General features: G+C 59.0%; 9 protein-coding genes and 1 pseudogene. 6 read left to right on the top strand and 4 right to left on the bottom strand.

The annotated features are described in order from the left end of the window. Positions 1-13: 13 nt before the first annotated feature. Positions 14-1,036: a zinc-dependent alcohol dehydrogenase gene (locus tag V6F78_RS03755; protein WP_052959393.1), complete on the bottom strand. Its 1,023-nt coding sequence runs from the start codon at positions 1,034-1,036 to the stop codon at positions 14-16. Positions 1,037-1,731: 695 nt separating this feature from the next. Here V6F78_RS03755 and mexE point away from each other — a divergent pair. The 3 genes from mexE to V6F78_RS03740 are packed head-to-tail and all read left to right on the top strand — an operon-like array spanning position 1,732 to position 7,577. After that, the gene (gene mexE, locus V6F78_RS03750; RefSeq protein ID WP_169839657.1) at positions 1,732-2,976 is read left to right on the top strand and encodes a multidrug efflux RND transporter periplasmic adaptor subunit MexE; all 1,245 of its coding nucleotides are present in this window, start codon (positions 1,732-1,734) and stop codon (positions 2,974-2,976) included. Positions 2,977-2,991: 15 nt separating this feature from the next. Continuing rightward, entirely contained in the window at positions 2,992-6,171 is a 3,180-nt protein-coding gene (locus V6F78_RS03745) for an efflux RND transporter permease subunit (RefSeq protein ID WP_047274650.1), read from the top strand. Next, positions 6,168-7,577: an efflux transporter outer membrane subunit gene (locus V6F78_RS03740; protein ID WP_047293680.1), complete on the top strand. Its 1,410-nt coding sequence runs from the start codon at positions 6,168-6,170 to the stop codon at positions 7,575-7,577. The genes V6F78_RS03745 and V6F78_RS03740 overlap by 4 nt, the downstream gene beginning before the upstream one ends. A gap of 91 nt (positions 7,578-7,668) precedes the next feature. Here V6F78_RS03740 and V6F78_RS03735 read toward each other — a convergent pair whose 3' ends face one another. Beyond that, positions 7,669-8,793 carry a sugar diacid recognition domain-containing protein gene (locus tag V6F78_RS03735; protein ID WP_047293681.1) on the bottom strand — a complete coding sequence of 375 codons (1,125 nt, stop codon included), beginning with the start codon at positions 8,791-8,793 and terminating at the stop codon, positions 7,669-7,671. A gap of 158 nt (positions 8,794-8,951) precedes the next feature. Between V6F78_RS03735 and V6F78_RS03730 the strand changes: the two genes are divergently transcribed. The 3 genes and pseudogenes from V6F78_RS03730 to rarD (V6F78_RS03720) all read left to right on the top strand — a co-directional run bounded on the left by V6F78_RS03730 (position 8,952) and on the right by rarD (V6F78_RS03720) (position 12,452). Further along, positions 8,952-10,265, top strand: a complete 1,314-nt coding sequence (locus tag V6F78_RS03730) for an MFS transporter (protein WP_047293683.1) — start codon at positions 8,952-8,954, stop codon at positions 10,263-10,265. A 139-nt stretch (positions 10,266-10,404) separates the two neighbouring features. Beyond that, positions 10,405-11,289 (top strand): EamA family transporter RarD, encoded by an 885-nt coding sequence (gene rarD / locus V6F78_RS03725; RefSeq protein WP_047293685.1) that lies wholly within the window; start codon positions 10,405-10,407, stop codon positions 11,287-11,289. 274 nt (positions 11,290-11,563) lie between these two features. Further along, positions 11,564-12,452: pseudogene (gene rarD / locus V6F78_RS03720) on the top strand (EamA family transporter RarD). Between the two features lies 1 nt (position 12,453). On the opposite strand, the gene V6F78_RS03715 reads toward rarD (V6F78_RS03720), so the two are convergent. Both V6F78_RS03715 and V6F78_RS03710 read right to left on the bottom strand, forming a co-directional pair. Further along, entirely contained in the window at positions 12,454-13,749 is a 1,296-nt protein-coding gene (locus V6F78_RS03715; RefSeq protein WP_332726643.1) for an ATP-binding protein, read from the bottom strand. 4 nt (positions 13,750-13,753) lie between these two features. Further along, positions 13,754-14,455 carry a response regulator transcription factor gene (locus V6F78_RS03710; protein WP_047276855.1) on the bottom strand — a complete coding sequence of 234 codons (702 nt, stop codon included), beginning with the start codon at positions 14,453-14,455 and terminating at the stop codon, positions 13,754-13,756. Positions 14,456-14,610: the final 155 nt, after the last annotated feature.

The following is a 14,610-nucleotide window of genomic DNA, read 5'->3' as shown; positions in this document are numbered from 1 at the left end:
TGACGGCTGAGTATTACAAGTCGTCTGGATTCGGGGTGAATACGCATTTCACCATGGGTGCAGAAGGGTCATTTAACAGCGCGTCAAACGCTATTGAATACGCCTCCAGTGAATAGCGATGGGTGACCAGCTTCCCCAGCTCTGGAAGTTTATGAGCTAACCGAATCGCTCGGGGAAAATGCTGGTTGTACTCGCCAGCAGCAATAACGCTGATGGCATTCACAAGAAAGTGCTTAACCGGCAGCGAGAATTGATAATTACCGTTAAACCCAAACAACAGGATTCTGCCTGCGCGGCGGACAACCTGAGCGGCAGCGTCAAGCTGATTGCCGACCGTGTCTATCACGGCATCAAATTTTTCGTGCTCTGGCCTATTTAATTCAAGGGACTCAGGGTGAATGACGGTTAGTCCCAATGCGCTGCCAAACGCGACACGGAAAGTGTTCAGGTCTGTCGCAACTGTCTCAACCCCCATGGCACGAAGCAGCAACTGCGCCACCAGGCTCATAGGGCCAGAACCCAGTAATAAAACGCGCTCCCCCGGCTTGATCGCGGCCTGATCGATGTTGTTCAAAATACAGGCGACCGGTTCAATCAATACACCTGTCTCCCACGTCATGTCATCGGGCAGGCAATGGACAAACCGTTCGCGGGTGATAAAGCGATTGGCAAACGTACCGTGCTTATTCACCCCGGCAATATCGAGCCCCTGCTGAGCGCCACCGGTGCACAAATGGGTTTGAGCGCTGATACAAGGGGAGCAACTGCCGCAATATTCATTGGGATCTATCACTACGCGCATGCCTGGACGCAGTGTTTTAACACCCTCACCTACCCTGACAATGATTCCGACCGCTTCATGACCGCGAACAATACCTGTTTGCCCTTCTTCTCTGCCTGCTAAAACGGCCAGATCTGTTCCGCAAATACCGGACATGACGATGTCGATTTCAACACCCTCGGCGGGTAAGCTATGCGTCAACGAATATTCAATCAGCCCTATTGTGTTCGCGCCCACCAAGCTCAGTGCTTTCATAAATCATTAAAACCTTACGGCATTGCCAGTGAAATACGCAGTCAGTCACGACGTGCGCGAGTTATTCATAGTGAATTCGAGTGATGTCGGTGCAACCCAAAGCGGCGACAGTGTGCAGTCGAGGGATATGAAATTTCATTCGCCCAAGATTTACGGGGTAATTCAAAATAGTGCTGTATGTTTCAAGTTGCTGTCAGATTAGTGGCTATTGTGGATTGATCCCGACTGTTTCAATGTCAGGTGAACAATGCCTGCGCACGTTAAATCGAATGAATGAACTCAAATTGTTACAGTTTCCGTACTCACACCCTTATTATTTGAAGTGTATTGAGTCCTGGACTTTTATTGGCGCTTTCAAGAAAGAGTGCCAGGGCGACGTCTTCTTCTGATAGGTCTTTACGTCAAACACCTCGGTTGGCGCGCGGATTTCGATAAAACCCGCAGAGTCGGGCATGGCTCTGCGGTTCCCTGGCTCAAGAAGGTGCTAGCAGGGGTGTTCGGTTGCAATGCTCCGCCAACCCCAGCCATGACAGAAAATTTAATTGATAGCCCCCTAACAAAAAGCGCAGGCTAGAGGGCTTGGCTCGGGTTTATATCATTCCGGATGATAATGACCTTCGCTGGGTTCGATTCGTGCGCCAGCACATGCGCCAGCATTATCCGCCCCATCTCAACAGATTGGCGGACTCCCCCTCATGGAACGGTCACTTAAACATTTGCGCTTCCCACTGGCCGCTTTGGCCATCGTGGTGATGAGTGCATGCGGCAAAACCCCTCAAGCGACTGCCCCCGCGCCCGCTGCGAAAGTCAGTGTGGCCAAGGTGCTTGAGCAACCCGTTAATGAATGGGACGAGTTCACCGGGCGTCTTGAGGCGCCGGAAACGGTCGAGATTCGCCCTCGCGTGTCAGGTCAGATCGATCAGGTCGCCTTCACAGAAGGTGCGTTGGTGAAGAAAGGCGACGTTCTCTTCCAGATCGACCCGCGTCCGTTTCAGGCACATGTTCGCCGCCTCGAAGCCCAGCTCCAACAAGCCCGCGCCAACGCCACCCGCAGCGAAAATGAAGCCCAGCGCGGCGAACGCCTGCGCCAAAGCAATGCCATTTCGGCAGAGCTGGCAGATTCGCGCAGCACCGCGTCACAGCAAGCGCGCGCCGCCGTCGCGGCTGTGCAGGCCGAGCTGGACCTGGCCAAGCTGAACCTGAGCTTTACCCGCGTCACCTCCCCGATAAGCGGGCGTGCGAGCCGCGCGCAAATCACGGCGGGCAATATCGTGACGGCGGATGTCACGCCGCTGACCAGCGTGGTTTCAACCGACAAGGTGTACGCCTACTTTGATGCCGATGAGCGCGTATTCCTCAAGTACACACAACTGGCCCGCGAAGGCCAGCGCGGCCAGACCACGCCGGTGTACCTGGGCCTGTCCAATGAGGACGGCAACCCGCACTTGGGCCACATGAACTTCGTCGATAATCAGGTCAACCCCAAAACCGGCACCATCCGTGGCCGTGCGGTGTTTGACAACGCCGACGGCAGCTTCACGCCGGGGCTGTACGCGCGCCTGAAGCTGGTGGGCAGCGGCACCTACTCGGCCGTGCTGATCAACGACGAAGCGGTCGGCACTGACTTGGGCAAGAAGTTCGTGCTGGTCGTGGATGGCGACAACAAGTCGATCTACCGCGCTGTGGAGTTGGGCCCGAAAATCGAAGGGTTGCGCATCGTGCGTAACGGCCTGCACAAGGACGACACTATCGTCGTCAAAGGTTTACAGCGGGTGCGTCCCGGCTCGCCGGTCACCCCTGAAATGATCCCGATGGCCACCGAACAAACCCTCGCCGCACTGGCACTTCAACGACAAGCCCTGGAAGCCAGCAACCTGCCCCCAGTCAAGCCCGCCAACGGCGCGCCAAAGCTGGCCGGTGTCGCGACTCCTCGTGGTTAAGGGACGATAACTCCGATGAATTTTTCCCAGTTTTTCATTCAGCGGCCGATTTTCGCCGCTGTGCTTTCCCTGCTGATCCTGATTGCAGGCGGCATTTCGCTGTTCCAGTTGCCGATCAGTGAATACCCCGAAGTCGTGCCGCCTACGGTTGTCGTGCACGCCAACTTTCCGGGTGCCAACCCGAAAGTGATCGGTGAAACCGTGGCTGCGCCGCTGGAACAGGCCATCACCGGCGTGGAAAACATGTTGTACATGTCTTCCCAGTCCACGGCCGACGGCAAAATCACGCTGACCATTACCTTCGCTCTGGGCACTGACCTGGACAACGCGCAGGTGCAGGTGCAAAACCGTGTGACCCGCACCCAGCCCAAGTTGCCCGAAGAAGTCACGCGCATTGGTATTACTGTCGACAAGGCCTCGCCTGACTTGACGATGGTGGTGCATTTGACCTCGCCGGATCAGCGCTACGACATGCTGTACTTGTCCAATTACGCCATCCTTAACATCAAGGACGAACTGGCGCGCCTCAATGGTATTGGCGACGTGCAAATGTTCGGCATGGGCGATTACTCGCTGCGTGTCTGGCTGGACCCGAACAAAACCGCGTCACGCAATCTGACCGCGACCGATGTGGTCACCGCCATTCGCGAACAGAACCGTCAGGTCGCGGCCGGTGCCCTGGGCGCGCCCCCTGCCCCGAATGCCACCAGCTTTCAGTTGTCGGTCAACACCCAGGGACGGCTGGTCACTGAAGAAGAATTCCAGAACATCATCATTCGCTCCGGTGACGATGGTCAGATCACTCGCCTCAAAGACATCGCCCGGGTGGAGCTGGGCTCCAGTCAATACGCCTTGCGTTCGTTGCTCAACAACCAGCCCGCAGTGGCGCTGCCGATCTTCCAGCGGCCGGGCTCCAACGCCATTGATATCTCGAACGACGTGCGGGCGAAGATGGCCGAGCTCAAGCAGAGCTTCCCCGAAGGCATGGACTTCGACATCGTCTACGACCCGACCATCTTTGTTCGCGGCTCCATCGAGGCCGTGGTTCACACCCTGTTCGAAGCCCTGATCCTCGTGGTGCTGGTGGTCATTCTGTTCCTGCAGACCTGGCGCGCCTCGATCATCCCGCTGGTGGCCGTGCCTGTTTCGTTGATCGGCACCTTTGCCGTGATGCACCTGTTCGGCTTCTCGCTCAACGCGTTGTCGCTGTTCGGGTTGGTGTTGGCCATCGGTATCGTGGTCGACGACGCGATCGTGGTGGTGGAAAACGTCGAACGTAACATCGAGCTGGGGCTTAATCCGGTCGACGCCACCAAGCGTGCCATGCGCGAAGTGACCGGCCCGATCATCGCCACGGCGTTGGTGCTGTGCGCCGTGTTTGTGCCCGCCGCCTTTATTTCTGGCCTGACCGGCCAGTTCTATAAACAGTTCGCGCTGACCATCGCCATCTCCACGGTGATCTCGGCGTTCAACTCGCTGACCCTGTCTCCGGCGCTGGCCGCCGTGCTTCTCAAAGGTCATCATGCGCCGAAAGACCGTTTTACCCGCCTGCTCGATCGCCTGTTCGGCGGCTGGCTGTTTGGTCCATTCAACCGTTTCTTCGTCAAAGCCAGTCATGGCTATGTCGGGGCGGTACGCCGGATCATCCGTGGCAGCGGTATCGCGATGTTGCTGTATGCAGGCTTGATGGTTCTGACGTGGGTCGGTTTTGCTCACACGCCGACCGGTTTCGTTCCCCCGCAAGACAAACAGTACCTGGTGGCCTTTGCGCAACTGCCGGATGCTGCAAGCCTGGATCGCACGGAAGCGGTGATCAAGCGCATGTCCGAAATCGCCCTCAAGCAACCCGGCGTGGCGAACTCCGTGGCATTCCCGGGCCTGTCGATCAACGGCTTCACCAACAGCCCCAACAGCGGCATCGTGTTCACCCCGCTCAAGCCCTTTGATGAGCGCAAGGACCCGAGCCAGTCGGCAGCAGCGATTGCCGCAGCCTTGAATGCGCAATTCGCTGACATTCAGGATGCCTACATCGCAATCTTCCCGCCGCCGCCAGTACAGGGGTTGGGCACCATTGGCGGTTTCCGCCTGCAAGTCGAAGACCGCGGCAACCTGGGCTATGACGAGCTGTACAAAGAAGTGCAGAACATCATCACCAAGAGCCAGAACGTGCCTGAACTGGCGGGTTTGTTCACCAGTTATCAAGTGAACGTGCCGCAAGTGGACGCCGCCATCGACCGCGAAAAAGCCAAGACTCACGGTGTGGCCATCAGTGACATCTTCGACACGCTACAGATCTATCTGGGTTCGCTGTATGCCAACGACTTCAACCGCTTTGGCCGTACTTATCAAGTCAACGTGCAGGCTGAGCAGCAGTTCCGCCTGGCACCTGAGCAGATCGGTCAGTTGAAAGTGCGTAATAACAAGGGCGACATGATCCCGCTGGCGACCTTTATCAAGGTCAGCGACACCGCCGGTCCCGACCGTGTCATGCACTACAACGGTTTTGTCACCGCCGAGATCAACGGAGCAGCAGCACCGGGCTACAGCTCGGGTCAGGCTGAAGCCGCGATTGAAAAATTGCTCAAGGAAGAACTGCCTAATGGCATGACCTACGAGTGGACCGAGCTGACTTATCAGCAAATTCTGTCAGGCAATACTGCGTTGTTTGTATTCCCGCTCTGCGTACTGCTGGCGTTTTTGGTACTCGCCGCGCAGTACGAAAGCTGGAGCCTGCCGCTGGCGGTGATCCTGATCGTGCCCATGACCCTGCTGTCGGCGATTACCGGGGTGATTATGTCCGGCGGTGACAACAACATCTTTACCCAGATCGGCTTGATCGTACTGGTCGGACTGGCGTGCAAAAACGCGATTCTGATTGTCGAGTTCGCCAAGGACAAACAGGAAGAAGGCCTCGACCCGCTGGCGGCGGTACTGGAAGCCTGCCGCCTGCGTCTGCGGCCGATTCTGATGACCTCGTTCGCGTTCATCATGGGCGTGGTGCCCTTGGTGCTGTCGAGCGGCGCGGGTGCGGAAATGCGCCATGCCATGGGCGTCGCGGTGTTCTCCGGGATGCTGGGCGTGACCTTCTTCGGCTTGCTCCTGACCCCGGTGTTCTACGTGTTGATCCGCCGCTACGTGGAGCGCAGTCAAGCGCGCAAAGCCGCCCGGCACATGAAGCTGGAGTCCCAACAATGAGCCGCAACCTATTTCTTCCGAGCCTGTTGCTGCTGGCGTTAAGCGCGTGCGCCGTGGGGCCGGACTATCACACGCCCAAGACCGAGCCTGCGCAGATCAGTGCCGAGTACCTCAAGGGCTTCGACCGTGCGCATTTTGAAGGGATCTGGTGGCAACAGTTCGACGACCCGACCCTCAACCAGTTGGTGACGCAGTCGCTGGCGGGCAACCGGGAGCTGCGGGTGGCGTTTGCCCGTCTGCGGGCTGCACGGGCCATCCGCGATGACGTCAGCAATGACGCGATGCCGACCATTACCAGCCGCGCCAGCAGCGATCTGGGCAAGGGTCAGATTCCGGGGCAGACCGATCAACGCGTCAACAGCGAGCGCTACGACCTGGGGCTGGACATGGCGTGGGAACTCGACCTGTTTGGCCGTATCCAGCGTCAACTGGAAGCCAGCGACGCAGACGAACAAGTCGCCGCTGCGGATTTGTATCAGTTGCAAGTGACCCTGATCGCAGAACTGGTGGATGCCTATGGTGAGCTGCGCGGTTCGCAACTGCGTGAGCGCATTGCTCTGGACAACCTGAAAAACCAGCAGGAATCCAAAACCATCACTGAAAGCCTGCGTGATGCGGGGGTGGGCGATCAGCTGGACGTGATGCGCGCTGACGCACGTCTGGCCGCCGTTGAAGCCAGCGTGCCGCAGTTGCAGGCGCAACAGGTGCGTGAACGCAATCGGATTGCCACCTTGCTGGGCGAACGCCCGGAGCAACTGAGCGTGGATTTAAGCCCGGCCAAACTGCCGGCCATTGCCAAGGCCCTGAACATCGGCAACCCCGGCGATTTGTTGCAGCGTCGGCCGGACATCCTCAGTGCGGAACGCAAGCTGGCAGCGGCGACGGCGCGCATTGGCGTGGCCAAGGCCGATCTGTTCCCACGGGTCAGTCTCAGCGGCTTCCTGGGGTTTACCGCAGGCCGTGGTTCGCAGATCGGCTCAGCGGCCGCCAATGCCTGGGCACTGGGCCCTAGCATCACCTGGCCAGCCTTTGATTTGGGCAGTGTGCGCGCCCGTTTGCGTGGCGCGGATGCTCAAGCCGAGGGCGCACTGGCCAGCTACGAGCAACAGGTGTTGTTGGCACTGGAAGAATCGCAAAACGCGTTCAGTGATTACGGCAAGCGTCAGCAACGGTTGGTGTCGCTGATTCGTCAGAGCGAGTCAAGCCGCACCGCTGCCGACCTGGCGGCGATCCGTTACCGCGAAGGCACGGTGGACTTTCTGGTGTTGCTCGATGCCCAGCGCGAACGATTGGCGGCTGAAGACAGCCAGGCGCAAGCCGAAGTCGAGTTGTACCGCGGCGTGGTGGCGATTTACAAAGCGCTGGGCGGCGGCTGGCAAGCTGAAACGGTGGCCAGCGCGCACTGATGTTGACCTGATTTAACGGCTCCTTTGGTTGGTCGCATCCAACCGTTTAGCCCCGCGTTCATTCGGTCGCGGGGCTTTTTTTGCCTGCAGTTCAGGCGGTTGGCCGTGCGTGCACAAGAGGCGCGTGGGGCAACAGTTGCACCCCGAGGTACAACGCCAGCATCCCGTTGAGGCTCAGGGGGTCCACTCCGCTCAGCTCGGCAATCCGTTCCATCCGGTAGCGCAAGCTGTTGCGGTGGATGCCCAGCGCATCGGCGCACGCCTGGCTCTGACCGTCATGCTCGCACCAACTGCGCAGGGTCGCGATCAACTGGCCGTTGCTGTCCTTGGCCACCACCTTGTGCAGCGGATTGAGCAGCTCTTCCAGTGCATCGTCATTGCGATGTCGCCACAGCATCACCGGCAACCGGTAGCGGTCGAGACTCAGTAGACGGGTGTCGGGCAACACATCACGGCCATAGGCCAGTAAATCCCCCACGCGGCGATAACACCGGCGCAGCCCTTTGAGCGCATCCGCTTGCCCGCCGGCGGCGATGCGTAACACATTCCAGCCGTGGCCATCGAGGCGCTCCAGCAGACGCATGTCGTCCAGCGTGGTGGTGGCCGGACGGCACCACAGCAGCGAGGCGTCGGCCGGGCACACACACCAACTGTCCGGGTAGCGCGATTGCAACCATACGCTCAGGGCCTCGGCACTCTGGCCCTTGCCCAGTTCAAACAAATAAGGAATGCGCGACAGCTGCGGCTTGAGCCCCAGTTGCTGAGCCTCGTCGATCAGGCGCGGTGAGTCGCCGCTTTCACTCAACAACAGCGCCACCAGGTCGTCGCAGCGTTGACGCCGCCATTGCTGTTCGGCCTGCTGATGGCGTTGGCCTACCAGCATTTCGGCCGTCATGCGCACCAGTTCGGCGTAGGTGCGCAACTGCTCGGGTTCCCCGGTAAGCCCCAGCACCCCGATCAGGCGCTGATCGAGCAACAGGGGCAGATTGATGCCCGGCTGCACGCCTTTCAGGCATTTGGCGGTTTGCGCATCGATTTCCACCACCCGTCCGTTGGCCAGCACCAGTTGCGCGCCCTCATGACGGGTGTTGATACGCTCGGGTTCGCCGCTGCCAAGGATCAGCCCCTGGCTGTCCATCACGTTAACGTTGTACGGCAAGATGGCCATCGCGCGATCCACGATGTCCTGCGCCAAATCATGATCCAGTTCGAACATAGGGTGACAATCCTTGGAAACATTTGTTCGTGCGCACAGCCCCAGCGAGAAAACGCTGTGCGGCAGCACAAAGACAGCAACGTTTGGGTGACCGAGACTCACGCAGCGACCAACGTTAACCTCGGATCGCGAAAAAACATAATAAAGAGAGACAAGAGATGTCACAGAGCGCCCCCGCTTCGCTGACCGGCGATGACGATAAAAACGCCATCTACAAACGCATCACCCTGCGTTTGATCCCCTTCATTTTTATCTGCTATCTGTTCAATTACCTCGACCGGGTAAACGTTGGCTTCGCCAAATTACAAATGCTCGACGCGCTGAAGTTCAGCGAAACTGTGTACGGCCTGGGTGCCGGGATTTTCTTCATTGGTTACGTGTTGTGTGGCGTACCCAGCAATCTGGCATTGACCCGGTTCGGCCCGCGGCGCTGGATCGCGGTGATGATGATGACTTGGGGCATGTTGTCGACCTGCCTGATGTTTGTCACCACACCTACCCAGTTCTATACCCTGCGCCTGTTCACCGGTGCCGCCGAAGCCGGGTTCTTCCCGGGCGTTGTGCTGTACCTCTCGCAATGGTTCCCGACGTTCCGTCGTGGCCGGATCATGGCGCTGTTCATGTCCGCCATTCCGGTTTCCGGCTTGATCGGCGGGCCATTCTCGGGCTGGATCCTCAGCCATTTTGCTGCGGGTCAGGGCGGGCTGGCCGGTTGGCAGTGGATGTTCCTGTTGCAAGGTATCCCCACTGTCGTGTTGGGTGGGCTGGCGATCTTCCTGCTCAGCGACAGTTTTGCCAATGCCAAGTGGCTCACGCCTCACGAGCGCGCCGTGCTCGACGCTGACCACCAGCTGGACGCCGCCAACAAGCCGTCCACGGCCTCAGACTCGCTGCTGGCGGTGTTCAAGAATCCGGCGATCTGGGCCTTTGGCCTGATCTACTTCTGCATCCAGAGTGGCGTGTATGCGATCAACTTCTGGCTGCCGTCGATCATCAAAAACCTGGGCTTCAGCGACACCCTGGTGATTGGCTGGCTGAGTGCGATTCCTTACTTGCTGGCCGCCGTGTTCATGTTGCTGGTGGGCCGTTCGGCCGACTTGCGCAAAGAACGGCGCTGGCATTTGGTGGTGCCCATGCTGATGGGCGCACTGGGGTTGGTGATTGCAGTCAACTTCGCCACTCAACCGGCCATTGCCATCTTGGGGCTGACCATCGCCACCATGGGTGCCCTCACCGGCCTGCCGATGTTTTGGCCTGTGCCCACTGCCATGCTCAGTGCAGGCGCGGCCGCTGGCGGCCTGGCCTTGATCAACTCCATGGGGCAAATGGCGGGGTTCCTGAGCCCGTATTTGGTGGGTTTTGTCAAAGACGCCACGGGCTCGACAGACGCTGCGCTGTACCTGTTGGCGGCGGTGATTGTCGGGGGCAGTGTGCTGGCCTTGCGCATGACCCGCGGCATGCGTCACGCCTGACGCCATCGGTTTTGCTGCGCAGGGGGCGTTTTGCTGCCCCCTGCGCAGGCTATCGGCTCAGCAAGATTTGCCCTACAGCCCTTGGAGCCTCAAGCTACGCGCTTCTAATAATCAAAATGCGCGTTTCAACGAGGCTGTTGTGTCTAAAGGTATTGTTTTATCGGTTCTGGCATCGAGCCTGTTCGGTGTCATGTATTACTACACATCCTTGCTCTACCCATTGAGCGGCGCCGAAATCTTCGGCTGGCGGATGCTCCTGACCCTGCCCTGCATGACCGTGTTCATGTGTTTTTCGGGGGATTGGCGGCTGGTGCCGACGATCGTCACCCGCCTGCGGCAACATCCCCGGCTGTGGATTGCACTGTTGGCCTCCAGTGCGCTGGTGGGCCTGCAACTGTGGCTGTTTTTGTGGGCGCCCCTCAACGGGCACAGCCTGGACGTGTCTCTGGGGTACTTTTTGCTGCCGCTGACCATGATCCTCACCGGCCGTGTGGTGTACGGCGAACACCTTTCTCATCTGCAAAAAATTGCCGCCGCGCTCGCGACGTTCGGGGTCGCCAACGAGGTGTACCGGGTGGGCGGGTTTTCCTGGACCACCCTGGTGGTTGCCATCGGCTACCCGTTGTATTTCGTGCTGCGCAAGCGGATCGGCACCGACAACCTGGGCGGCCTGTGGATGGACATGCTGTTGTTGATGCCAGCGGCGTTTTTGTTCGTGCAAACAGGCGAGCACGGCTTCGATGTGGCCAGCCAGCGCGAGGCTCTGTACACGCTGATCCCGCTACTGGGTTTGATCAGCGCCCTGGCCTTGATCAGCTACATCATGGCCAGCCGGATGCTGGCCTTCAGCCTGTTCGGCCTGCTTAGCTACGTTGAGCCGGTGTTGTTGGTGTGCGTGGCGTTGCTGCTGGGCGAGAGCATCAGCGCCGGGCAATGGCTGACTTATTTGCCGATCTGGCTGGCCGTGATGGTGCTGGTTTTTGAAGGGTTCAAGCATATGGTGCGTCAGCGTAAATCCGTATAAAGCGCAGCTCATGAGCTGAATTTTCAGCTCATGACAGCTTTCAGGCCCCATCGGAGGGTCACCGGCGCCTACCGTTAATCTTTTTTATCGACAACACGAACGTGTGCTTTAAACGGTTTTGGCCCAGTATTTGCTTACTTGTTACACGAATCAACCAGTTGGCTAACTTTGCGAGCCAACTGGTTGGTTTAAAAGGTATCTGCCCCGGGTGTTGCACGGCCTCAAGCTACGCGCTCACTCACACGAGTCACGCAGTAGATTCATCGACGTCGTTGTGTCCAAAGGTATTGTTTTATCGATTCTGGCTTCATGTTTGTTTGGCGTTCTGTACTACTTCACATCCCTTCTGCGACCGCTGGACGGTCAAGAAATCTTCGGCTGGCGGATCCTGATCTCGCTGCCCTTCATGACCGTGTTGATTTGCCTGAGCGGCGACTGGAAATGGGTCCCGCTCATCTTTGAGCGTTTGCGCGCCCGACCCGCTTTGATTCCCTGCGTTGCGCTCACCAGTTTTCTGGTGGGGGTTCAGCTCTGGATGTTCATGTGGGGGCCGTTGAATGGCCATGGGCTGGATGTATCGCTGGGGTATTTCTTGCTGCCGCTGACCATGATCCTGACAGGGCGCATCGTCTACGGCGAACACCTCTCCCACCTCCAAAAAATCGCCACCGGATTGGCAGTGCTGGGGGTGGCTAATGAGCTTTACCGCACCGGCGGGTTCTCCTGGACCACACTGGTAGTGGCCATCGGCTACCCGATGTACTTCGTGTTGCGTAAGAAAATTGGCATCGACAACTTGGGCGGCTTATGGCTGGACATGGGACATGCTGTTGATGGTGCCCGTGGCGCTGTGGTTTGTGCTGGCCGGCGAGCATGTCGATCTGGACGCGCAACGGCCAGCGCTCTACGCGCTTGTGCCGCTGATGGGCATTATCAGTGCAGCGGCGGGCTTCGCTTACATAGTGGCCAGCCGGTTGCTGCCCTTCAGCCTGTTCGGGTTGCTCAGCTATGTCGAACCGGTGTTGCTGGTGGCTGTCGCCCTGCTGCTCGGCGACAGCCTTGAGGCGGGTCAATGGCTGACTTACGGCCCGATCTGGCTGGCGGTGGCCGTGCTGGTGCTTGAGGGTGTCAAGCACGTGAGCCGACAGCGACGCTTGATCTGACTTACACCGGCAACCACAACCGAAAACGCGCACCGCCCAAGGGGGACGCTTCGCTGCTCAGTGTTCCGCCTTGGGCTTCAAGGGCACGGCGACTGATCGCCAGCCCCAGACCGAAGCCTCCTGTGGCGCGATCGCGGCTGCGGTCCAGTCGATAAAACGGCTCAAACACGCGCTCGCGGTCCGCTTCAGGAATGCCGATGCCATCATCGTCCACCCACAATTCACAGCCTTGCGCAGTGACATTCACCCCCACCTGAATACGCCGGTCGCAGTAGCGCATGGCGTTGCGTAGCAAGTTCTGCAACGCGCGTGCGGTCAGCCGCGGGTCCAGCGCAAAGCGCTCCTGCGAGCCGTGCAGCAGCACGTCCAGTACGATGTCGGGGGTTTCCAGTTCTTCGTCGAAGCTGCCGAGAATGCTGTCCACAAACTCATCGAGCGACACCTCGACGCGTTCCGGCACCAGCGCCGGGTTTTGCAGGCGGCTGAACGACAGCAACTCCAGCACCAGCTCATCCAGCTCGCGAATATGCCCGACCAACAGCTGCAAGCGCTCGCGGCTGGCGGGCGGCAGGTCGTCGCACAACACCAGCGCCAGACCGAAATCCAGCCGTGTCAAGGGTGTGCGCAGTTCGTGGGACACCGCGTTGAGCAGGTCGCGTTGCTGGTTGAGCAGGCTTTCGATGTCCTGGGCCATGGTGTCAAACGCGCTGGCCAGCCCGTGAATGTTAGACCGGGGGGAGATCTGGGTGCGCTCGCCCAATTGCCCCTGACCAATCAGGGCCGCCGTGCGCTTGAGGCGTTCCAGGTCGCGCCAGTGAGGACGCAGCCACAGCAGTAAACAGCCGAGCAACGCCGCGCCGATCAGCACGTTGATGCTCCAGTACAACACGTTCATGTCGAAGGGATCGGGGGGCATCACCAATTCAATCGCCTGTTGTCGGCCCAGAGGCGACACCACCCGCGTACGCCAGCCCCATTCGCCAATGCGCAACACGCCCTGCCCTTGCTGCAATTGGCGCTGTTCATCGGCATCGAAGGCGGGGTCGTTGACCGACAACAGATTGACCCGCAGTGGCGCGAACTGGCTGTCCAGCTCTTTGGCCAGCGCGGGCCATTGTTCGGCGGGTAATTGATGAAATTGTTTGACCAGCAGGGTTTGCATACCGCGCGACATGTCGACGTTGTAACTCATGAACCGATCATGAAACAGCGTGACGATCAACTCGGGCACCAGGTAAATGGCGGCGCCGAACGTGACCATGGTGACCAGATACAGCCTGAGCAGGACCTTGAACATGGTTTCAACATTCCCACTCGGAACGGCTGAACAGGTAGCCCTTGCCCCACACGGTTTTGATCTTGCGCGCTTCCCCCGCACAGTCGTCGAATTTGCGCCGCAACTTGGAAATGGCCACGTCCACCGAGCGGTCGGTGCCGTTGAACTCGATGCCGCGCAAACGCTGGAGGATCTGGTCGCGGCTGAGCACTTCTCCGGCATGCCGGGCCAGGACCACCAACAGGTTGTATTCACCGCTGGACAGCTCAATGTCTTGCTCGCGCCAGGTGACGCTGCGTTCTGACAGGTCAATGCACAAGTTGCCAATGACGATCCGGTCATTGGCCACGTGCGGCTCGATCAGGCTGCTGCGCCGTAGTAACGTGCGCACGCGAGCCAGTAATACCCGCGGCTCGCAAGGTTTTGTCACATAATCGTCGGCGCCCATCTCTAGCCCTAGCACCTGATCATGACTATCGTCGCGGGCCGTCAACATCAGGATCGGCAGGCTGGCCGAATCAGCGCGCAACAAGCGGCAGACTTGCAAGCCATCAAGGCCTGGCAACATCAGGTCAAGAATCACCAGGTCCGGGGGATTGCTTTTGGCTCGGTCACGCACCAGGTCGCCACGGGCAATCACGCTGACCTCGTAGCCATTGCGTTCCAGGTAACTGGCTATCAGCTCCGAGAGCGCGGCGTCGTCTTCGACCAGCAAAATAGTGGGCATAATAAATGCTTACAACTCGGGGAAAGCCAAAGGATATACAACCTCACACGGATAGGAGCATAACCTTCACACTTTTTCACACACCTCCTACACAGCTTCACAACGCCTCTTGCGTGCTGCACTTAGCATGCGCAAGCACTTACAGAACTATCCTG

This window comes from Pseudomonas sp. ESBL9 (assembly GCF_036668715.1).
In the GTDB taxonomy this organism is placed as follows: domain Bacteria; phylum Pseudomonadota; class Gammaproteobacteria; order Pseudomonadales; family Pseudomonadaceae; genus Aquipseudomonas; species Aquipseudomonas lundensis.
This window is presented reverse-complemented; position numbering and strand designations above follow the sequence as displayed.

Coding starts and splice junctions, on each gene's coding strand:
- V6F78_RS03755 (WP_052959393.1), bottom strand. CDS start 1,036: ATGAAAGCACTGAGCTTGGTGGGCGCGAACACAATAGGGCTGATTGAA.
- mexE (WP_169839657.1), top strand. CDS start 1,732: ATGGAACGGTCACTTAAACATTTGCGCTTCCCACTGGCCGCTTTGGCC.
- V6F78_RS03745 (WP_047274650.1), top strand. CDS start 2,992: ATGAATTTTTCCCAGTTTTTCATTCAGCGGCCGATTTTCGCCGCTGTG.
- V6F78_RS03740 (WP_047293680.1), top strand. CDS start 6,168: ATGAGCCGCAACCTATTTCTTCCGAGCCTGTTGCTGCTGGCGTTAAGC.
- V6F78_RS03735 (WP_047293681.1), bottom strand. CDS start 8,793: ATGTTCGAACTGGATCATGATTTGGCGCAGGACATCGTGGATCGCGCG.
- V6F78_RS03730 (WP_047293683.1), top strand. CDS start 8,952: ATGTCACAGAGCGCCCCCGCTTCGCTGACCGGCGATGACGATAAAAAC.
- V6F78_RS03715 (WP_332726643.1), bottom strand. CDS start 13,749: ATGTTCAAGGTCCTGCTCAGGCTGTATCTGGTCACCATGGTCACGTTC.
- V6F78_RS03710 (WP_047276855.1), bottom strand. CDS start 14,455: ATGCCCACTATTTTGCTGGTCGAAGACGACGCCGCGCTCTCGGAGCTG.